The sequence below is a fragment of the Kitasatospora sp. NPDC001660 genome, assembly GCF_053596725.1.
In genome coordinates this window covers 1-19,913 of the sequence record NZ_JBSFGU010000052.1, presented here as the reverse complement: position 1 = coordinate 19,913, position 19,913 = coordinate 1, and the positions used below count along the sequence as shown (strand labels likewise).

22 protein-coding genes and 1 pseudogene are annotated in these 19,913 nt (G+C 71.9%); 14 read left to right on the top strand and 9 right to left on the bottom strand.

Translation table 11 applies throughout. The features are described 5' to 3' along the window. Positions 1–40: 40 nt before the first annotated feature. The gene (locus tag ACWCXH_RS33715; protein ID WP_449805315.1) at positions 41–895 is read right to left on the bottom strand and encodes a sugar phosphate nucleotidyltransferase; all 855 of its coding nucleotides are present in this window, start codon (positions 893–895) and stop codon (positions 41–43) included. 42 nt (positions 896–937) lie between these two features. Between ACWCXH_RS33715 and rfbD the strand changes: the two genes are divergently transcribed. Next, positions 938–1,789: a dTDP-4-dehydrorhamnose reductase gene (rfbD, locus tag ACWCXH_RS33710; RefSeq protein WP_449805314.1), complete on the top strand. Its 852-nt coding sequence runs from the start codon at positions 938–940 to the stop codon at positions 1,787–1,789. A gap of 99 nt (positions 1,790–1,888) precedes the next feature. On the opposite strand, the gene ACWCXH_RS33705 is transcribed toward rfbD, so the two are convergent. The 3 genes from ACWCXH_RS33705 to ACWCXH_RS33695 form a co-directional block, all read right to left on the bottom strand. Beyond that, positions 1,889–2,821 carry a hypothetical protein gene (locus tag ACWCXH_RS33705; protein WP_449805313.1) on the bottom strand — a complete coding sequence of 311 codons (933 nt, stop codon included), beginning with the start codon at positions 2,819–2,821 and terminating at the stop codon, positions 1,889–1,891. Between the two features lie 332 nt (positions 2,822–3,153). Next, the gene (locus ACWCXH_RS33700; RefSeq protein WP_449805312.1) at positions 3,154–3,471 is read right to left on the bottom strand and encodes a hypothetical protein; all 318 of its coding nucleotides are present in this window, start codon (positions 3,469–3,471) and stop codon (positions 3,154–3,156) included. Positions 3,472–3,491: 20 nt separating this feature from the next. Beyond that, positions 3,492–3,773, bottom strand: a complete 282-nt coding sequence (locus tag ACWCXH_RS33695) for a hypothetical protein (protein ID WP_449805311.1) — start codon at positions 3,771–3,773, stop codon at positions 3,492–3,494. A 195-nt stretch (positions 3,774–3,968) separates the two neighbouring features. On the opposite strand from ACWCXH_RS33695, the gene ACWCXH_RS33690 reads away from it, so the two are divergent. Beyond that, a complete protein-coding gene (locus tag ACWCXH_RS33690; RefSeq protein ID WP_449805310.1) occupies positions 3,969–4,286 on the top strand; it encodes a hypothetical protein in 318 nt (105 codons plus the stop codon). Between the two features lie 53 nt (positions 4,287–4,339). Then, the gene (locus ACWCXH_RS33685; protein ID WP_449805309.1) at positions 4,340–4,993 is read left to right on the top strand and encodes a hypothetical protein; all 654 of its coding nucleotides are present in this window, start codon (positions 4,340–4,342) and stop codon (positions 4,991–4,993) included. Between the two features lie 66 nt (positions 4,994–5,059). Here the strand turns inward: ACWCXH_RS33685 and ACWCXH_RS33680 are convergent, their stop codons facing one another. From ACWCXH_RS33680 to ACWCXH_RS33660, 5 genes are all read right to left on the bottom strand, one after another. Then, on the bottom strand, positions 5,060–5,215 hold the full coding sequence (locus ACWCXH_RS33680; RefSeq protein WP_449805308.1) for a hypothetical protein: 156 nt from the start codon (positions 5,213–5,215) through the stop codon (positions 5,060–5,062). Beyond that, positions 5,215–5,703, bottom strand: coding sequence for a hypothetical protein (locus tag ACWCXH_RS33675; RefSeq protein ID WP_449805307.1), 489 nt, complete (start codon positions 5,701–5,703; stop codon positions 5,215–5,217). The genes ACWCXH_RS33680 and ACWCXH_RS33675 overlap by 1 nt, the downstream gene beginning before the upstream one ends. Beyond that, the gene (locus ACWCXH_RS33670; RefSeq protein ID WP_449805306.1) at positions 5,703–7,334 is read right to left on the bottom strand and encodes a 3'-5' exonuclease; all 1,632 of its coding nucleotides are present in this window, start codon (positions 7,332–7,334) and stop codon (positions 5,703–5,705) included. The genes ACWCXH_RS33675 and ACWCXH_RS33670 overlap by 1 nt, the downstream gene beginning before the upstream one ends. Before the next feature lie 172 nt (positions 7,335–7,506). Next, a complete protein-coding gene (locus tag ACWCXH_RS33665) occupies positions 7,507–8,103 on the bottom strand; it encodes a hypothetical protein (protein ID WP_449805305.1) in 597 nt (198 codons plus the stop codon). Positions 8,104–8,158: 55 nt separating this feature from the next. Continuing rightward, positions 8,159–8,452, bottom strand: coding sequence for a hypothetical protein (locus tag ACWCXH_RS33660; RefSeq protein ID WP_449805304.1), 294 nt, complete (start codon positions 8,450–8,452; stop codon positions 8,159–8,161). Positions 8,453–9,010: 558 nt separating this feature from the next. Between ACWCXH_RS33660 and ACWCXH_RS33655 the strand changes: the two genes are divergently transcribed. The 11 genes and pseudogenes from ACWCXH_RS33655 to ACWCXH_RS33605 all read left to right on the top strand — a co-directional run. Continuing rightward, a complete protein-coding gene (locus ACWCXH_RS33655; protein ID WP_449805303.1) occupies positions 9,011–9,370 on the top strand; it encodes a hypothetical protein in 360 nt (119 codons plus the stop codon). 91 nt (positions 9,371–9,461) lie between these two features. Further along, on the top strand, positions 9,462–10,007 hold the full coding sequence (locus ACWCXH_RS33650; protein WP_449805302.1) for a hypothetical protein: 546 nt from the start codon (positions 9,462–9,464) through the stop codon (positions 10,005–10,007). Positions 10,008–10,210: 203 nt separating this feature from the next. After that, on the top strand, positions 10,211–10,771 hold the full coding sequence (locus ACWCXH_RS33645) for a hypothetical protein (RefSeq protein WP_449805301.1): 561 nt from the start codon (positions 10,211–10,213) through the stop codon (positions 10,769–10,771). A 78-nt stretch (positions 10,772–10,849) separates the two neighbouring features. Beyond that, positions 10,850–11,149: a hypothetical protein gene (locus tag ACWCXH_RS33640; RefSeq protein ID WP_449805300.1), complete on the top strand. Its 300-nt coding sequence runs from the start codon at positions 10,850–10,852 to the stop codon at positions 11,147–11,149. After that, a complete protein-coding gene (locus ACWCXH_RS33635) occupies positions 11,146–11,385 on the top strand; it encodes a hypothetical protein (protein WP_449805299.1) in 240 nt (79 codons plus the stop codon). The genes ACWCXH_RS33640 and ACWCXH_RS33635 overlap by 4 nt, the downstream gene beginning before the upstream one ends. Before the next feature lie 90 nt (positions 11,386–11,475). Next, positions 11,476–12,090: a hypothetical protein gene (locus ACWCXH_RS33630; RefSeq protein ID WP_449805298.1), complete on the top strand. Its 615-nt coding sequence runs from the start codon at positions 11,476–11,478 to the stop codon at positions 12,088–12,090. A gap of 196 nt (positions 12,091–12,286) precedes the next feature. Next, on the top strand, positions 12,287–14,029 hold the full coding sequence (locus ACWCXH_RS33625; RefSeq protein ID WP_449805297.1) for a hypothetical protein: 1,743 nt from the start codon (positions 12,287–12,289) through the stop codon (positions 14,027–14,029). A gap of 85 nt (positions 14,030–14,114) precedes the next feature. After that, complete coding sequence (locus tag ACWCXH_RS33620) at positions 14,115–14,576, top strand: hypothetical protein (protein ID WP_449805296.1); 462 nt, start codon at positions 14,115–14,117, stop codon at positions 14,574–14,576. Positions 14,577–14,853: 277 nt separating this feature from the next. After that, complete coding sequence (locus ACWCXH_RS33615; RefSeq protein ID WP_449805295.1) at positions 14,854–15,456, top strand: hypothetical protein; 603 nt, start codon at positions 14,854–14,856, stop codon at positions 15,454–15,456. A 666-nt stretch (positions 15,457–16,122) separates the two neighbouring features. Further along, positions 16,123–18,657, top strand: coding sequence for a hypothetical protein (locus tag ACWCXH_RS33610; protein ID WP_449805294.1), 2,535 nt, complete (start codon positions 16,123–16,125; stop codon positions 18,655–18,657). A 433-nt stretch (positions 18,658–19,090) separates the two neighbouring features. After that, positions 19,091–19,913, top strand: a pseudogene (locus tag ACWCXH_RS33605) (hypothetical protein); the annotation flags it as partial.

Sequence of the window (19,913 nt, the reverse complement as noted above, 5' to 3'; positions counted from 1 at the left end):
ACCCTGAGACCGGGCGCCCGCCTGGCATCGGGGCCCGGCGTCAACGCGTGCTTTTCCGTGACGAGTTGGAGGAATGGACGTGATCGGGGCCGCTGTCCAGCAGGTCCAACAGGTACCGGCCGTAGCCGGAGTTCATAAGGGGCTCAGCGAGGGCGGCGAGCTGCTCGTCGTCGATGAACCCGGCCTTCCGCGCTGCTTCCTCGACGCAGCCGATCTTGATGCCCTGGCGGTCCTCGATCGTCCGGACCCAGTCGGACGCCCGGTCTCGGTCCTCGGCCGTGTGGACCGACATCCAGGCCGTGCCCCGGTACAGGAGAGTCTCGGTGAGCTGCCCGGCCCTCATGTAGTGGCTGGTGACCCGGTTGAGGCCCGTCGCGTGGCGCTGGGAGGGGATCAGGGAGCGGGCAATGGCGGCGGCCTGGTCGTCGAACATGTACAGCCCGGCGCGGACGGCGGCACGGTGGTCGGGGGCGGCCACGCGGTGCGTGTAGATCTGCGCGCCCTTGGGGTCGGCGCTGAAGCTGGCGATGACCGAGGCGACGGAGACGTGGTCTTCGCCGTGGAAGATACCGTCCCCGCAGATGAGAGCTACGGGCGCGTCGTCGATGAAGTCGTTGCCGGTGAGGAGGGCCTGGTCGACGTCGCCGGGGTCGGACTGGGCGGCGTATTCGAGCCGCATGCCGATCTGGTGCCCGTCGCCGAGGGAGCGCCGCACGTGCGGCAGATCCTCGGGAGCGGTGATGACCAGGACCTCCCGAATGCCGGCCTGGATGAGGCCGCTCAACGGGTAGTACAGCATCGGCTTGTCGTAGACCGGGAGAAGCAGTTTGCAGACGGCCCGGGTGAGGGGCCCCAGGTCGTCTGCGGGGCCGCCGGTGAGGATGATTCCGCGCATGTCATCAGCGTAATGCCTTCACACCAAGGGAGTTGACGACCAGTGAGGTGGCTCATCACGGGTGCGGGGGGGCTGCTCGGCCAGGAGGTCGAAAAGGCTCTCGAACATGAGGAGATCAGCGCAATGACGCACACCGAGCTGGACATCACGGACCAGGCTGCGGTGATGAAGGCCGTCGACGGCCACAGGGTGGTGATCAATTGCGCCGGGTACACCCGGGTCGACGAAGCCGAGTCCCGCGAGGACGAGGCGACGGCGGTCAACGGCCGCGGCGTGTGGAACCTGGCGAGAGCCTGCGCGCACAACAGGGTGCGACTCATCCACGTCTCCAGCGACTACGTCTTCGACGGGCGCGCGCGCACGCCCTACGCGGAGGACGCTGTACCGAATCCGTTGAGCGCGTACGGCCGCTCGAAGCTGGCCGGGGAGTTGGCGGTGCGACAGCTGCTTCCGCAGGCGGGCTATGTGGTGCGTACAGCTTGGCTGTACGGGTCCTCGGGGCCCTGCTTCGTGTCGACGATGTTGCGGCTGGCAGGTGAGCGCGAGACGGTGGAAGTGGTGGCCGATCAGGTCGGACAGCCGACGTGGGCGCGTGATCTGGCGAAGCAGTTAGTTGCACTGGGGCGCTGCGAGGGCGCGCCGGCGGGCATCTACCACGGCACGGCGACCGGCGCGACGACCTGGTTCGGGCTGGCGCAGGAGACGTTCCGCCTCTCGGGTTTGGATTCGCGGCGGGTGCGGCCGATTCCGGCGTCGCACTATCCGACGGCGGCGCGCCGGCCGGCCTTCAGCGTGCTGGCCCACGACCGGTGGCAAGCGACAGGGATCGGGGAGCTCGGACCGTGGCGCGACCGTCTCAGGCTGGCCCTGGAGGCACCCGACTTCAGCCGGTGACCCATCACGTCGGCGGCAGCGGACACTGCCGCCGACCGGGCGGCTCAAGGCGCCCCGGTGATGAAGCGGTGTACGGCTCACGCCTCCAGGTAGGCCATGTCAGCCAAGCGTGTAGGCGGGCTGCAGCCACAGCACGGTTGCGCACCCCCACGCGTCGAGGTGAGGGGCGGTCGGCGGCCGGAACGGGTCCGTGGGGCATACCTCCCGCGCCCCTGCCTCGGACAGATACACCGCGTCCCAGTCCCCCGACACCGCATACCAGTGGGGGAACAAGTGCGAACCGTCGCGGGTGGCGTGGTCCACCGGGTTGGGGTACTCCCGGACCAGGGTGGCGAGGTCGTCCGCGCTGTCGATCAGCACGATCCGCGCGTCGGCCGAAGGCGTGATCCGCACGTGCTCGCCGTACCAGTCCACGTCAGGCGCGCCCGCGCTGGGCCCGCCGAACTCCCTGCGCCACCACACCGACCACACGGTGTCCAGCACCGTGCCGTCCTCGTCCTGCCGCGCGACGGGAGAGGTCCACAGGCCCGTGTACCGCCCCGGGCTCGTTTCACGCCGCGGCGGGACCGGGACCAGCGGCCGGAAACCCTCCGGGGGGACGTGCGACCGGTCGTGGTGAGGGGAGCGGTACGAGTACGCGAGCGGCGGCAGTTCGGTCGCGTCGACCGAGCGCACCCGGCGCCCGGCGGCGGCCTCCCACCTCCGGTCGCTCTCCGCGCGGGCAGCGGCGGCCGCCTCCAAAGCCTCCTGCCCGGCGGCCTGTTCCTCCGCACGGGCCCGGGCCCTGGCCTCGCGGCGGGCATCGCGCTCCTCCGCCGTGACGGCGCGCACCAGCAGCGACCACAGGCCCTCACCGCCGAGCGGCAGTAGCCGGCCTTCCGAGGTGTAGGCGTCGGCCGCCAGCGTCCACGGGCAGCTGCCGGACTCCAGCCGGGCCCGCGCCTCGGTCAGCGCCATCCGCCGTCCGAGACGATCGGTGAACCCCGCCGGCTCGACGAAGGCGACCCGCAAGCCGCCGTCCTCGGAGGTCACGGCGAGATCGTTGCCGAACTCGGCTAGCCAGTCAGACAGTTCCCCCGCAGTGGGCTGCAGGGGAACCGACGGGGCGGGGGAGGACTCAGACATGGGGCGACTCCGCTGCGGGGTGGGGTGGGACGCACGGGAAACGCCCCGTGCCGCCCCGCGCATGCGGGGGAAGAACCGGCCGCCATGAAGAGCGGACCGGAGAGAGGTCGTGTGGTGGAGCCAGCCCCGCGTCTGCGGGGAACGCCGGCACGCGGCCGGCGGAGCAGGGGCGGAAGCGGTCCGCACACCCTGTCCCGCCATGGTACCCCGGACCCCGGGGCCGAGACGTCTGTTCCGGCTCAACTGCCCTTAGGGCCACGGATACTGGTGATCGTGATCACCGGCGGATCGGTGCGCTCGGACACCATGTACGTCACGGCGTAGATGCCGGCGAGCAGGGCCACCCTGTCGTCCTCGGAGTCGCCGGTCCGGGCCAGGGTGAGGCCGCCGAACGGGTCCGACGAAAGGTCGTCCAGTGAGGCCAGCAGCTCGCCCAGCGCGGTGCCCGCCAGCAGCGCGGACAGCGCCGGCCCGTCGAGTGCGCCGGCTGGAAGGTGGGCAAGCCGTTCCGCGCCGTCGAGCGCGAGCAACTGGCGTTGGGCGTCGGCGGTGAACACCGCTCGGTACACGCGAGGGGTCACCGGGGGTCCGCCAGGACGGGGAAAATCTCGTCCAGGCCGCGCACCGGTTCCATGCCCGCGCGGACGGCCGCGGCAGCGGCGTCCACCTCCGGATCGGCCGCCGTCTGCGCGACTGCCCCCCAGAGCCCCACCAGGGCGAACAGGTCCTCGGCGGGCGTGCTGTCCAGCGCTGCCCGGAAGTCCTCGCGGCGGGCCGCCGGCAGAGTCCGGCGGATCGCACCGGGCGTACGCGGCCGGTCGATCGGCCCCGGCACCGGGTACTCGGGCTGTGCGGTCATCAACGCGCCTCCGGTCCTGCTGGCAGGCCACCAGACTACTCGCGACCGCGCCGGCCGTCGGCCGCTCCCCAGAAAGGGGACACGCGCCCCGCCCCGCCGTGACCGAGCGCCCCGAAGAGCACCCGAAACGCCCTCCGTAGAGCCATGATCATCTGACGTTAGGTTTTCATCGAACTAGTGTTCGAGAATATGTGCGTGCCCACGTACCCACCACGCCGTCCCACCCCTCCCGGCGCCGCCGGGTCCTGGCGTGACGCCCGGCGGGCGCCGGCCGACGAGGTCGACCAGGCCGCCGAGCGCGAACAGCCCGCTTGGTCCCCCGCGGTGATCCGCGTCGGCGGCACGTGGCTGGTCGGCGTCGTCACCGCGTGGCGCCCGCTCAGCGCCGGGCGGTGGGCCGCCCACGTCCTGTGGGGCCCACCCCTTACACAGGAATGGGTGATCCACAGCCGCTCCACACTCCGCCCCGCCCGGCTCACCGCCGCGCTGCCCCCCGAAGAGCGGGAGTCGTGACCGTCCTCCCGCTCCACCCGGGCCCTAGCGACCCAAGCGACCGGCTCGCCGGCATGCTCGCGGAAACCTCCCCGGCCGCGCGGCTCGCCCGGGTCGAAGCCGCCACCCGGCCCGCCCACCCCGCCCTCGCCCCGGTGCTGCCGGACGGCCGGCTCCCGCGCGGCGCCGTCGTCACCGTCCAGCAGGACTACAGCCTCTTGCTCGCCCTGGCCGGCGGCGCCGTCACCCGCCACGACTGGGTCAGCATCATCGGCATGCCCGATATCGGCCTGAAAGCCGCACAGGCGTACGGGATTCCATGGCCGCGCACCGTGCTCGTGGACTCACCGGGGCGGCACTGGGCTCAAGTCGCGGCGGATCTCGCCCCCGCGACACCGATCATGATCCTCCAGCCCACCACGCCCGCCCAGCCTCGCCAGCTCCGCAGGCTGGAAGCCATCCTGCGCGAGAGCGGCACGACCCTCCTCACACCTTCACCCTGGGACGGCGCCGCCCTCACCCTGTCCGTCTCGGACATCCGGACCCACGGCGTAGGAGACGGATGGGGTGCCGTGTCCCATCGTGAGATCACTGTGCACTGCACCGGACGTGGGCGGGCGCGTCCCCGTTCTCTCCGGCTCCTACTGCCCGGACCCGACGGCACGGCCCAGCCCCTCGCTCCTGCCGCCGAGCAGACCACCCCGGCGGACGACGCCGTCACGGCCTAGCCCCACGCGCCGGCACCGGCCGCCACCATCGATCGCCCAACGGCCGGCGGACCTGCGCGGCTTCCCCTACTCCCAGCCGTCGGGGCCGTAGGTGAGCCGGCGGTCGTGGGCATCGCACTCGCACCGGCAGGTGTGCGAGAGCATGCAGTCGCAGTAGTCCAGGCAGATGTGCACCCCGCAGCGGTCGCAGAAGAAGCGCCCGCAGTCGTTGCAGCGGTCCATCACTCGCCACCCTTCCGCCGGGCGGGTGCCCGGCGTAGGTCGTGCTGAGCCACCCCGATCTCCGGGTGCCCATGCACTTCCCAAATCACCACGTAAGGGTACGGGCTGGGGTAGTCCCGCACATGGACGACACGACCGCGGGTGCCGGCGGGCAGGTCGTAGTGCATCCGTGCGTCCTCCCCCTCGTCCTCCAGGCCCTCATGGATCCAGTAGCCGGACTGGCGGACTTTCAGCTCCACCTCATCCCCGACCGCGAACAGCAGGCTGCCCAGGTGCTGTTCCCGCCTGACCCGCACCAGCGTCAGCAGCCGTTCGTCTGCCGTCGCGGGCCGGACGTCGAGTACCGCCCGGAAGCCGCTGCCCCGGTGGGTGAGGCGTGTCGGCTCGCCCACCGTCAGAGCCACCGCGTCCCGTAGTACCGGCAGCAGCAACTCCATGACCTCTTCGCCGACCGCTTTGTCATCCGTCATCAGCGTGAGCCGCACCATCAGCCGTTCAACCCCTTCGGACCAGTCGCCGCGCCAGCCGGGTGGAACGCGGTGCCGCGGCCGGCCGCCATGGACACCAGCACCTCCCGCGCGGACAGGCAATCCCCCAGGGCCCGGTGCGAGCCGCCCAGCGCCACCCACCGGCTTCGGCCCAGCCAATCGGAACGGGCGTTCATCAGGCAGGCCCAGGTGTCCCGTTCGCCCAGGTGCATCGGCCGCTTGCCGATGCGCTCGGTGTCGGCCAGGACCCGCGCGCGGTCGAAGTCCGCGTTGTACGCCAGGATCGTCCGGTTCCGGGTGACCTTCCGCAGCTTCGGCAGCACCCGCCCCCAGTCCGGGGCCCCCACCAGGTCGTCGTCCGTGAGCCCGTGGACCGCGTGCGCACCGGCGCTAATCGGCTCGGTCGCCCGCACCTTGGAGTTCAAGAGCTTGCGGCCGGTGGCCGCGTCGACCACCGCAATTTCGATGATCTGCCCGTCCAGGTCAGTCGTCTCGGTATCGAGGATCACCGCCACGTCCGGCTCCAGCATCTGCCGTGCCCAGCTTGCCATGCGGCCCCAGGACGAGCCCAACCGGATCTCGTCCACGTAGGAGCTGGCCGACGTGTCGCCGGCCAGCAGCTCGCGCACTTCCTCCGTGGTCACCGCTTCGGGGTCGCTCTTGTCCCAGTCAAGCGTCCACCGGTCCGCACCGCCGTGGTAGTCGGCCCACACCTCCACCCCGTGCAGGTCGGCCAGCCGCTGGGCGAAGGCCTTCACCACCTCGGCCCGGGTGGGCAACTTCGGCGCGAACTCCCGCAGGACCGAGGGCTGACCGGCCTTCACCGACCGCACTTCCTCCCAGTCGACCCCGGGAATGTCGAGCACGCTCCGCACGTCCGCGGTGCGGTACATCGGCACGTCCACCGTCCGCCGCGTGCCGGTCTTCATGGTGTTGATCTCCGCTGGCTTCACCCAGCCCGCGGCCACCACGTGATCCCAATCGGACCGGCGGATCTCCAGCAGATCCGCCGCCTGGTCGGGGCCGATCAGCCGGTCTGCCTCCACCTGCGCGGCCAGGTCTTCGTCTGCCTTGAGGGCGTCCAGGTCGGCCAGCGCGTACCGGGCGAACCGGCCCGGCTCGATGCCGCGTCCCTTCACCACCTTGGCGAACTCGCGCAGCCTCCACCCCAGGTACTCGGCGGCGGCAACGTTCCCCAGGCTCGCCGCCATCCACTCTGTCCGCTCCGCCACCAACGCGGCCACCAGGTCGACGTCCACGCCTTCGGCGGCTCCCACCGAGTACAGCGGCCACCCCTTGTACTCACCCACCACCGGCAGTAGCCCGCGCGCCGCCAGCTCCACCACGTCCTCGGTGCCGACCGCGACGCCGGCCCGCTCGGCGAGCAGGCCCGCAATCCGCGACGCGCCCCAGCCCTCGGACGCCCGCACCGCGGCCGCGATCTCCGCGGCCCTCGCCCGCAGTTCCCCGGCCACCTCCGCAGACCAGCCCTCGGACGTCGTGCGCGGAGGCACCACACCCAACTCCACGCCCCGCGACACCTGCCAGAGCTTCAGCCCCAGCTCCGCGGCGAGCCCGTCCGCGCTCAGTACCGCGGCGCCTTCCCCGGGGGCGCCGTCGGCCTCCGCCACCAGCACAGGGCTGGATTCACTCATGATCCACTCTCCCTTCGACGGTAATTCAACCCTACCCAAGGAATACATTTCGCGGCGTCAAAAAGCAAGCACAGCACGGTTTCGGAAACGCTTTCGAACTGAAATGCGGAAACGTTTGACGTGGACGGGTTTAATTGAAGGAGATCCTTTAATTCTCGGTCGGCACAGGGGCCACCGGCGCCGGAACGGGCCCATACCGGTCGAGGGCTTCACGCACGATCCGCCCCGGCGGGTAGAGCCTGGCGGCGAGCCGGGCCCGCTCGGCCTGCTCGGCTTCGCTCAGCCCGAGGGTGGCCGGGCCGATCATCCCCAGGGCCTCCAGCCGACTCAAGGGCTCCTCACTCATCCGCCAAGCAGCGGTGCGGAGTTGGATGACGAGGGGTGCCGGCAGGTCGTAGGAGCGCTGCACGTAGCGGGTCCTACGGCTCTGCGGGCCCGGCCAGCCGCCGGAGAGCGACAGGCGGGCGGCCTCCGCCTCGGTGAGGGGCGGCCACGGGCCGGCCAGGTCCGGCTCCGCCAGCCGCTCCACCAGGGCGTGCGCGACGACGACCGCGATCTGAGGCCACCGCTCAGCCCGAACCGCAGCCGCCCGAATCCGCGCGTCCCTCCGCATCACGCGCTCTTTCACCAACGCTTCCACGTATTCCGCCTCGGCCGCTCGGTGATCTTCCGACATCTTCGAGAGAAGCCGAGCCGCTGTCCTGTCGATCCACACGGTCACCGATTTTTTCACTGGTGAATTCATTGAAGGAGATCCTTTATTTCGGGCCGGCTCGCGCGGGACGGCCGATGACTGGCTGTCAGCTGAGGGTGGAAGAACGGGGCTGCTCGGCCGCGGCTCGCGCAACGGCGTTGGCAACGTGGTCCCAGAGTTCGCGGTCGGGGTCGTCGCCGGCCACCCAGAGCTGTGCCGAGGCTGCGGTGGCGGCGTAGGTCCACAGGCGGGAAGCCCTGCCGGTTGTGCCGGCCGCCGCGCTGTTCAGGAGCGGCAGCAGCTCGCCCAGGACCAGCCTGCCCGAGGGCGGGGTGAGCCACCCGCCGCCGGCATCCTGCAGCCGGGCGAGGAGACCGGGGATGTACCGCTCACCGTCCACCGCCTCAGCGTGGCACAACCAGGACGCCCGGAGCGTACGAACCGCCAAACGGCGACCGGGTTCCTACCGCCAGAGGGTGCCGCCAGCACCGGTCAGAACAAGTCGCCTCCGGCGCGGACCACCCAGCAGAGGGGGAGGGGGCTCCCTGCACGGGTGTGCACCGTGCGTCGTGGTGCGGGCTCGGACCGGCGGGGGTCTTCCCTCCGAGCGCGGCACCGGAGGCTCGCATGGAACCCCGGGGACCTACGGAGGACGCTTCGCGCCGCGCAAGCGCGGTCGGGCAAGCCCGACCCCCCTCCGGCCCCCGAGAACCCATGCAAGGGCTGAAGCCTGCCGCCCTCGGAGGGAAGACCCCCGCTCAGCCCGACCCCTGGGGCGGGTGGTCGGCCGGCCGCGTGCCGAACGCTCACGCAGGAGCGAAAAGCCGTTCTGAACAGCACTTTTGCTGCCCGATCACCTTGCCATTGAGCGTCATTTGCCGTAAACTAAATGTTGTCGAGAGGGGGAGGGGGCGGCACCCCCCCCGAACCCTCGGATCCCACCAACCAGGAGGCAACAGTGGACATCGTCGTGTGGCGCGAGTCGTGCGAGTGCGGCGGCAACTTCCTCGGCTACACCGAGGAGCCGTGCCGGCTCGACTGCGCCGGCTACCTGCCCGACGAGGTCGAGACCGCCAAGGCCCGCCTGTTCGCCGCCGCCGACCGCGGCCACAACGGCGCCACCCGGATGGCGTTCATCAACAACGGTGGCCGCAGCAAGCTGATGCCGACCGATCACGACGGCCGCGCGGTCGCCCTCGCCCCCGTGCTCCACCGGCGGATCGGCGCCCAGGTGGTCGAGGCCGCCCATGTCTACGCCCGCACCGCCTACGGCACTCGCCGCAACTGGCCGGCCCGCTTCACCGTCGAGCGCAGCTGACCACCACGGCGACAGCCCCGGGGGCCGGCCGGCACCCGGCCCCCGGGGCGCCACCTCCCACCAGCACCCACCGCCCGAAGGAGAACCCGCGATGCGAAGCCTGACCCCCCTGTACGCCCCCGTCCCGAAGTCGATCCGGCTCGCCACCGTGCAGGACTTCCGCCGCGGCGCCGAGCCCGGCACGTTCACCGAGGAGGACGTGGCGCTGGTGCTGGTTGGGATGACCAACGCCCAGGTGGATGAGTGGGATTGGCTCACCGAGGCGGTGTTCCCCTGGGGGTCGTGCACGCCACGCGGCACGATGGTCTACCAGCAGGCTGACGGCACGTTGCTGGGCATCATGCTGACCGCTGGCCGCGGCACCGGGTGGCACGTCGAGCACTACGACCCCATCTGGCTGGGGGACTACGAGGCCGTGCCGTTCGCCGGCCTGAAGGGCACGGCCCGCACCGAGCGCATGGCGCTGCAGCAGCTGTTCAACGCCCGCCAGTCCGCCGCATGGCGCCTGGTGCTGCGACAGCAGCAGCGGGAGGCCGAGCGCGCCGCCGCCGAGCAGGCCCGCCGGGACGCCAAGCAGGTCGAACGCGAGGCCGCCGAGAAGCGCCAGGCGTACCACCAACGGCTGTACGCCGCCTGACACACACCGGCACCAACGCGAGGGCTGGCGGGTATCAACCCGCCGGCCCTTCGGCATGTCTGACCAGGCAGTTTCCCGGCGAAAACAGGCGCCCACCTTGCCATTGAGTGTCATTTGCCGTAAACTAGATTATGTCGATAGGGGGAAGGAACGGCACCCCCGAACCCTCTCGACTCCCACCAGCAATCCCGAAGGGAACGGCAATGACCGACCAGACCACCACCGCCCCCGCCTACACCGACGACGAGGTGGAGCGCGCCACCGCGCTGTTCATTGAGAACCAGTTGGAGCCGGCCGCCAAGCGCACCGGCCGCCCGCTCGGCGACCTGATGAACCAGGTGTCCGACGACCTGTTCGGCGCGTGGGTGCTCGTCTACATGATGGCCGGCCGCGCCGCCGACCGGGGCGAGATCACCCCCGACCGCGTGGTGTCCCACGCGAGCGTTCTGTTCGTCGGCGCCCTGCGCAAGCTCCCGGGCCGCGAGGCTACGGCCGCCGCCGTCGTGAGCGCGATCTACCACGGGGCCCGCGCCGCCGCCGGAGTCGAGGACGACCAGTACGCCGCCGACCGCGCGGTGGTCGAAGCGGACATGCGGGCCGCCCAGTTGCTCCCGTTCGACGCCTACGCCGGATTCCTGGCCCAGTACGGGACCAAGCTCCGGCAGCTCGCGGAGAAGCACAGCGCACCGGAGGCGGCTTACCTCGTGCTGCGGGACCACGCGGACGCGGTGCTGGCCCAGCTCAACGGCGACGACGACCAGTAGCCGCCGCCAGCCGCGGGGCGGGACGGCACCCCGCCCCGCGGCCCTCACCTCCCACCAACACACCACCAGGAGCACGAGTTGATCATCACGTACGAGTTCGAGGAGAAGGCGGACCGGGAGCTCACCGAGGGCATGGCGCCCGACGGAACCCACGCGGTCTACGCCGAGTGCGACGGCGACATCATCGCCCGCCTGTTGTGGAACCCGGAGACGGGCGTGGTCGAGTCGGTCACGGTCGAACACGTCTGGAAGCGCCAGGGCATCGCCACGACCCTGTGGCACGAGGCCACTATGCAGGCCATCATGCGCGGACTCGCCAAGCCCCGGCACGGCGAATACTGGACCGAGGCCGGCCGCGCGTGGGCGGCCTCGCTGTGACCGCCGCCGTGGCCGACCATCGCCGCATCCTGGACCAGCTGCCCACCGCCCAGCTCCGCCGGCTCCACACCGAGCTCCGCGCCCGCATCGAGGAGCACGTGGAGCTCGGCCAACCGGCCCCGATCCGGGATGTGATGCGCCGAGTCGAGCAGGAGGCCCGACGCCGCAAAGTCGCGCTGTGTACCGCGTGCAGCGGCACCTATGGCGTGCACGCCGCCGACTGCCCCCACCGGTAGCCCGGTCCGATCAACACCACCCCGGGGCGAGCGGGAACGGCACCCCCGTTCCCCCGGGGACACCCCACCAACCACAGGAAGGCACCACCGATGAAGAAGACCACCACCCTGAGGGTGACCCGGGTGCAGCGTGCGGCGATGACCGAGGCCGCCACCGAGTGGCTGGGCAAGCTGTCCGGCGCGCTCGCCGGCGTGACGCTCGACTCCCTGGTGTCCAAGCGCCTGGCCTACGAAGGCGACAACCGGGGCCGCCGGATCCGCCCCGCCCGCTTGGCCGGCTACACCGGCTTCTCGTCCTACTACCTCACCCGCGAGGCCTACAGGGTGCTCGGCATGCCGATCTTCCGGCAGTGCGACCGGTGCGAGCGCGGCACCTACGTGCCGGCCGGCGAGCCCCAGTGCTGGCGCTGCACCACCCCCGAGTGCGGCCGCCGGATCACCCGGGACGAGCTGCAGCTGACGGCCGACCAGTACCCCGAGATGCGGGACGGCCGGCTGGCCATCCTCACCGCAGCCCCCCAGATGACCGGTACCCCGGGCGCCGACGCCGGAGTCTGCGACCAGTGCGGAGTCCTGATTGTGTGGGACCGCGCCGGCCGCCGCGTTCACGACGAGTACGGCGAGTACTGGTGCAGCACCACCCGCCGTGAGGCCGGCCGCAATCCCACCGGCCGGAGCTCCGTGCACGTGCTCGCCGCCGACTGATCCACCTCGCCCGACCACGGCCCCCACCCCCAAGGGTGGGGGCCGTTCGTGTGCCCAATTCGCGCTCTGACCAGCCGATTTCGTGGCTCACCAGCTTGCCAGTGGATGTAATTTGCCGTATTCTAGATGGTGTCGAGAGGGGAGGGGACGGCACCCCCGAACCGCTCGACTCCCACCAATGAAGGAGCACAGCACCATGGCGAAGACCGCCCGCATCTGCCACTACACCCGGGCCGACCTGGCCCAGCTCGCCGCCGCCGAGCACCCGGTGATGGTCCAGCTGGTCACCGGCCAGCCCGGCCGGTGGACCAGCACCGGCGCCGCCCTCACCGGCACCATGACCACCCCGGCCACCATGCTCAACCCCTCCCACGTCGCCGCGCCGGCCGTCGAGGGGCTGTTGGCCGCCGAGGTCACCGTGGCCGCCGAGCTCGCCCAGGCCAGCGTCCGCCCGCTCAACCCGACCATTGCCGACCCCTACCGGCCCCGCCACGGTGAGCCCGCCGTGCGGCTCGTTGGCCAGCTGGTCGGGCTCGGCCAGCGCGTCACCGCGCGGCTGGAGTTCAGCGACACCAGCAAGCGCGGCCCCGAGCGGCGCCGGCTCGCGGTTTCCCTCGCGGCCTACTACGAGGTCGAGTTCGAGCGAGTGGTGACGTGGCACCACCGCGACATTGACACCGGGTACGCGTACGACGAGCAGGGCCGCATGCACGGCACCAGCCGTCGCGAGGAGTACGCCAAGCACTCCTACGGCCAGGGCCGTACCGACGCCCGGGTGTGGGGCGAGGCCGAGGCAGTGGCCAAGTTCTGCGCGGTACTCCCGATCGTGTTGGAGGAAATCGACCGGCTGTCCCTCACGTGGGGCAAGCGGGTGTCCGCCTGGCTCACCAGCCCGGCGGGCGAGCACTACACCACCCCACGCGAGCGCCGCGGCACCGTCACCCACGCTCGCCGCGAGTTCGCGGCAACGCTGGCCCACTGCCTCGGCCGGCACGGCTCGCCGACCGGGGTCCGTGACGAGGTCGACCCGGGCCGGTCCCTGCCCTACCAGGCCCGCTCCGCCGCCATCGAGGAGTTCAAGGCGATCGGCCAGTCGCAGTGGCTGGAGCAGTGGCAGCGGCCCCAGACCGAAGCCGTCTACGAAAGGTGCGCGGCCCTGGCCGGCCACCTGGCCGCCCACATCCAGGAAGAGCGCACCAAGGCCGCGGCCGCCGCCGACCTGCAGCGAATCGAGCAGCAGGCGGCCGCCGAGGCCGCGGCCGCCGCCGAGATCGCCGCCCAGGACGCGGCCCACCGCACCATCGTGTTGACCGAGGAAGAGATGGCACAGCTGGACACCGCCGCCGCCCAGGTCGAGCCGGCCGAGACCGAGGAGCCCACCACCGGCCACCGGGAACTCCCGCTTACCGAGCCGGCCCACCGGGTCGAGCCTGCGGTGGAGACCGCGGACGATCTGCGCGCCCAGGCCGCCATCCTGCAGAAGTTGGGCGCCCCGAGCGTGGCCGCCATGCTGCTAGCCCAGGCCGAGGAGCTGGAGGCCGCCGAGCTCGCCGAGCACCAGGCCGACCAGGACCAGCCCGCCGCGGAGGTGGACCCCATCGAGGCCCTGGTGGAGGAGTTGCTGAGCACGGGCAGCACCGGCCCGGTGCAGCGGACCCGACGGCCCCTGAAGACGTCGCCGGCCCGCCCGCGGAGGCCGTGGCGCCGGATCTCCGACGGCGCCGACCTGTTCCCCAGTACGGAGGGGGCGCGGCCGGACAACGCGCCCCAGTTGCTGGACCACGTGCCCGTCCACCCGCTCAGCCCGATCGAGCTCGCCGGGCAGCAGGCGGCCGGAGCCGGCCACCTCACCGTCGCGGACTGGCACCAGGCCGACGCCGACACCGGCGCCCCGAGCAGCCGCCCGGGCCGCCTGCAGCGGCTCGCCCTGGCCGCGTAGCAGCCCCACAGACCCCCGTCCCGGGGCCGGTCGGCACCCGACCCCGGGACGGGTCTCCCACCAACACCCAACCCAGGAGTGCGAGTTGAGCAACCACAAGACGTACGGCGAGCGCGCCGCCGAGGCCCTGGCCAACTACAACAACGAGGCCCCGGACGACATGCTGACGCTCACCACCGCCGACCGCATCCGGCACGGCACCGCCGCCCTGCAGGCCACCACCGCCCGGCGGTTCGCCACCCGCCACCAGGCCGCGCGCGACTTCCGCGCGCTGGTCGCCGACCTGTTCCACCTCGCGCACGGCCGGATCACCGCGGCGGGCCTGTGGCTCGCCGCCCAGGAGATCCGCCACCACCGGCTCGGCGTCGAGCACAGCGTCACCGTGCTGCGGGCCGTGGAGGTGGACCAGTGCGCCGCGTTGCTGGCCGCGCTCATCGAGGCCGCCGAGGCCCACGGCGTCGAGACGGCCGAACTGTTCAGCGAGGCCCGCGCGCAGTTCGAGGCCGAAGCCGAGGCCGCCGACCGCAGCCGGCACGCCGCGGCGTAAGCCGCCCCAGACCGGCGGTCCGCTGCCCCGTGTCGGCAGCGGGCCGCCGACCTTGTCCGCGGACAACAAAAGGGCCGGTGGTCACCCCAAGGGGTGCGGCACCCACCGGCCCTACATGCCTCCCACCAACGGCCCGAAGGCCAGGAAGCACCCCCAGTGTAGTGCGACCGTTCGAGCCGGCCGACCAGCCCAGCCCTCCTGCCGGCCGCCGCCCGTATCCTCACCACCAGCACCACGGCCGCCCACACGGGCCCGGCCCCGACCAGGAAGAGACCCGATGATCCAGCACGGCCGAACCGCCACCGACGTGTCCGGAGTCGCCCAGCTCGCCGGCATGTCCGTGCAGAAGTGGCGCCGCACGCGGCACGCCGAGTTTGCCGAGGCCGTCAACCCGTTGGCCTGCAGCAAAAAGCCGTTGCTGTACGACGTCGAGCAGGCCCAGGCGTTCATCAATGGCCAGCCCATCCCCAAACTGCCGGCCAGCCCGGCCGAGCACCCCGCCGACCTGCTGACCGACGCCGAGGTGGCCGAGGTGGCCGGCATCAAGCCGTCCACCGTCCGCGACGAGGCGACCGACGGCCGCATGGACAAGGGCACCGAGGTAGCCGGCCGACGATTCTGGACCCGCGCAGCCGCCGAGGCCCGACGCGACCGGCCAGCCGAAGAACGCCGATACCGAGGCCGCACCCCCGGCAGCAAGAACAAGGCCCCGCGCGAGCGGCCCAGCGACGAGCGCGCCGCCGAGGTGGCCGCCGAACTCGCCGCCGCCGAGCGAGGCGAGCGAGAGCCGGTGACCACCAAGGAGTTGGCCGAACGGTACGGCGTTAGCGAGCGCACCGCCGAGCGCGCGATGGTCCGGGCCCGGGAACTCAGCCAGTGACGGGCCCCCAGGCCGACGACGAGGAGTCGCACGGGAGTTGACCAACCGACAGCCTCATAATCGGGCAAACCGCCCATATGTGGGTGTCCGTCAACACCCGGCCCAGAAAAAAGTCCGCGCCACACCGTGAAAGTTGTGCCGCACTATCGCGTCACGCCCTAGGATCTTGACCATGCCAGCACCACGAGGAAAGCAGCAGCGCGGAAGGTCGGCGACGTTTCACGCCGACAAGCCCGCACGGGCTGACCTTCGGTTGGCCCCTGGTGACCCGCTTCGGTCTAAGTACGAGGGTCTGGTCAGGGCGATGGGTGTGTCCGGCGTCGAGGTGATCCGTCACGCTCTCGCGGCACTTCCCATCGGCGAGGACGGCCGGCCGGTTGGTTGGACGCCCCCGGAGGAGGTGGCGCAGGCCGGCTAAAAAGACGAAGGCCCCCAGAGGGGGCGATTTGATCACCGGACAGATGAAGACTGAGCAGTACCCGTGAGGGCCCCTCTTCCTAGTTGTGGCGACCAGGAGGAGCCCCAAACAAACAGCCTGGACCGCTTGGCGGCGGTCCGAATCCCTAGCCGTGGTGGTTGGCGCCACCGGGCCAGTTTTCTCGTTCCCTCAACAAGGTGCCGAGGAGCGTTGCCATTCTGGCACACACCCGCGGCGGCGGTACAGCCATGCCTGAATCCGGTGTGTTGCCGGATTGTCGACTTAGCGACCCGCGCGCCGCTTTTGACGAGAACCCGACACGTGTTTTGACCGTGTTGGTCACCGCCCTGCACCCGCACGCCCAGGTGCGGGCCGCGGCCGAGGACGGCCAGGGCGGCCACCTGAACAACTACCCCGCCCACACGACCATGGACGTGACCGAGGCCGTTACGAATCACCCGTCACGTCCTGTGGTGCTGTACCTGACGCAGCGTCGCCGTGGGGTGGACCGATTCGTGTGCCTGGTAGGGGATTTCGACACCGGTCGGCACGGTGTGGAGGCCGCGGAGGAGCACGCCGGCGAGTACGCGTCGATTCTCGCGGCCGAGGACATCGCGCCGGTGCCCGCGCGGTCTGGCCCGTCCGGCGGGTGGCATATCTGGTCGGGGTGTGCGGCCGGGTGTTCGGCGGAGACGGCGGCCCGGATCAACGCGGCGGGCGCGGCGTTGTGGTCGACGTGGGACACCGGCCCTCTCAGCAACCCGGTTACCGGGGCGGTTCGTCCGCCCGGGGCGCCGCACCGCCACGGCGGGCACAGCCGGCTGACGGCCCACACGGTCGAGCAGGCGGTGCGGCTGCTCGGCCCCTCCTCGGCCGGGCCGGAGGCCTACGTCAGGGTCGCGGAGCGGATGGAGGCTCTGGCAGCCGCCCGTGGCCGCACGATCGAGCTGAGGGCCGCCGCCGGCAGCCCGGCCCCGGGCAAGGCGCCGAGCGTGCCGCCGTCCATTCGATTGCTGGACCCGCGCGACCCGGCCCGGGGAGAGCGGCCGATCATGCGCCGGGTCGCCGTCGACGAGGAGGGCCGGCCGTACGTCGCGGACGTGCCGCGCCGAGAGCTCACCGGCCGGCCCGCGCGCCAGCTCGCCCGCAAGCTGAGCGACCGCCACGACCACAGCCACTGGTTTCACGCCCCGCTCGTCGCGATGGCGCTTCGGGGGTGGAGGTTCGAGCAGGTGGCCGCGGTGGTGCGGGACACCGAGGCCTCGCCCGCGCTGGAGTGGCTGCGGACCGTCAAAGACACCACCGGCACCCGGATCAAGCGCACCGACGACGACGCCGCCGACAGGCTGGAGAGGGCGTGGTGGCTGGCCGTCCAGGACGCCGCCCGCATGCCCCGCCGTCCCACGGACTGCGACGGGTACGACGAGCCGAGCGAGGCCGAGCGCGCCGCCGCCGATCTGCGCAGGCGCATGGATGCGGCTGGTGGGGACCGGTGGATCAGGCAGAGCGGCCCGGCGGACTACGTGCTGCTCTGCGTGCTGTCCTGGCTCATGATCATGTCGGACAGCCTGGACGTGTCCGCCGACGTCCGCCGTCTCGGCGTGCTGGCCGGCTACTCCCCCGATACCGCCGCCCGAACCCTTGGGCGCCTCATCAAGGACGGTTGGCTGGTCGTTACCAAGGAGGCAGTCAAGAGCAAGGGCGAGGCCCGCCGGGTCACGCTCGCCACCTCTCACGAGTGCCCCCCTGACGGCCACCACCACCGCTGTGCCGTCTACTCGGTTCCCAAACATCGCCAGGGGTCTGACAGAAGTGTCAACGCCGCCCCCCAGAAGGGTAGTGATGCGCACTCTCAGGACCTCCGGACGTTCCTCGGCACTGTGCTGGCCCACGCTCAGAGTGACGTCTGGCACCGTCTCGGACACCACGCGGCCCGCACGCATCGGGTGATCCTGGAGTCCCGCCGCGGCCTGAGTCTGGTGACCCTGGCGAAGCGCACCGGCTACACCCTCCGTACGACCTACAGGCACGTCGGCCGCCTTGAGGAGCTTGGGCTGGTCACCACGGTCCAGGGCGAGCACGGAACGGCGGTCAGGGCGGCTAGGGGGGCTTCTCTGTGGCAGGCGGCCCGTCAGTGCGGGACGGACGGGCGGATCGCAGGCCTGGCGGTGCGGGCCCGGGTGGAGCAGGAGCGGCACCGGTGGTGGCTGGCGGAGGAGGAGTGGTCCGGGTTGGGCAAGGAGGAGAAGCGGGCCCAGGGGCGGCGCCGGGAGGCCGAGGAGCTGGTGTTGCCGGGGATGGACCCGGGGCGGCGCAAGTACCCGCGGCTGAAGGACAAGAGGCCCGATCACCAGCGGGCCTACGCGATCGAGGCGGAACGGATCCAGGCGCCGGCGCTGCTCGTCCATGCCCTGCAGCTCGCCGCGGCCGGGGGGCTGGTCGACCCGCCGAGGCTCGTGCCCGTCGAGGCGGTGGCGGCCGTGCCGGAGCCGGCCAAGCGCCGCCGACGTCCCCGGCCGCGGCCCGCCGGGGCGAGGCCCCGCCGCCGGAGCGGCGCCGTGCAGATGGCGCTGCCGGGCCTGGCCGACGGGCGCGGTGCAGAGGAGCCGTCGGTCACGGCCCTGGTGCTGCAGCTGAGTTGCCCGCACTGCGACGCCCGCGCCGGGCGGCCGTGCCTCCGGACCGATGGCCAGCCGGCCGCGCGCCCGCACAAGGGCCGCCAGACCAAGGCGCGGCGGCTCCAGGAGCGGCAGCGTGCCGCCCGGTACCGGTACGGCGCGTGAACCGGGCCCGGGTGAGGACGCGTCCCAGGCCGCCGGCCAGCAGCGCCCGACCCGTGACACGCACGGGTGAACCTGGACCCTGATCACCCCTTAGGTGCGGTACGCTCAGCGGCAGCGAGCCACCAAGGAACCGACGCTGGCTTACCGGAGCAGGCGCCCCGGCGCCTCGGTGAAGAGAGACCGCCAGCTGAGGACCCTCGGTCCCGGAGTCGGCATCCACACGCGGGACGGGCAAGGCCCGGCCGGTTCGAGGAGTCGGCGGAACGCCAGCCGAGCAGGACCCGCCCGCGGTGAGAGCCTGCCAGTACCCCCGAAAATCCAACACGGCCCCGCTGGACGCTAATTTCTGGAATACTAGAAATAGTATTCCAGAAATTCAGACGCTGCCGGCCACCCGGCACCCGACGAACACATGAGGAAGGCCGCCGCCCCGATGACGACGTTCACAGCCGATGAGTGGCACGAGCCCGCCGACGACGAGCAGGCCGGCGCCGATGGCGCCGCGCCGGTTGAGGCCCCGTACGGGTACTGGCCGGAGCCCTGCACCTGGTGCGGGAAGGCGATCCCCCGGGAGAAGGCGGGGGGCGCCGGCCGTCCGCCGGAGTACTGCACCAACAACAAGAAGGCGTGCCAGAACGAGGCCAAGGCGTCCAGGGTCCGCGCGGCCAACTCCCCCGGTCTGCCGGGGCAGATCGTTCGGGCCGAGGAGGTCACCGATCGCCTGCAGCAGGTTGCCGGGGATCTCGCCGACGCCATCCGGTCGGTGACCAGCCCCCAGGGCGTCGAGGCCCGGATTTCCGCGGCCAGGGCCGAGACCGCGACCGCGCTCGCCCAGGCCAACGCCGCGGCCGCGGCGGCCCAGGCAGCCCAGACCGCCGCCGAGGCGGAGGCCGAGCGCCAGAAGCGGCAGGCCGAGGCCGCCAACGCCGCGAAGGAGGAGGCCCGCACCGCCCAGGAACAGGCCGAGCGCGACCGGGACGCGGCCCGTCGCGCCAAAGGCGACGCCGAGCGCGCCCGGGCCGAGGCCGAGGCCGGCCGGACGGATGCCGAAACGCGGGCCACCCATGCCGAGGAGAGGCAGCGTCACGCCATCACGGCGAAGGAGACCGCGGAGGAGACGGCCCGGATCGCCAAGGCCGAGCGCGACCAGGCTAAGGACATTGCCGCGTCGGCGACGGCCCGCGCGGAGTCGGCGGAGGCCGAACGCCGGGCCGCCGACCAGCGCACCAAGGCCGCGGAGTTGGCCCAGCACCAGG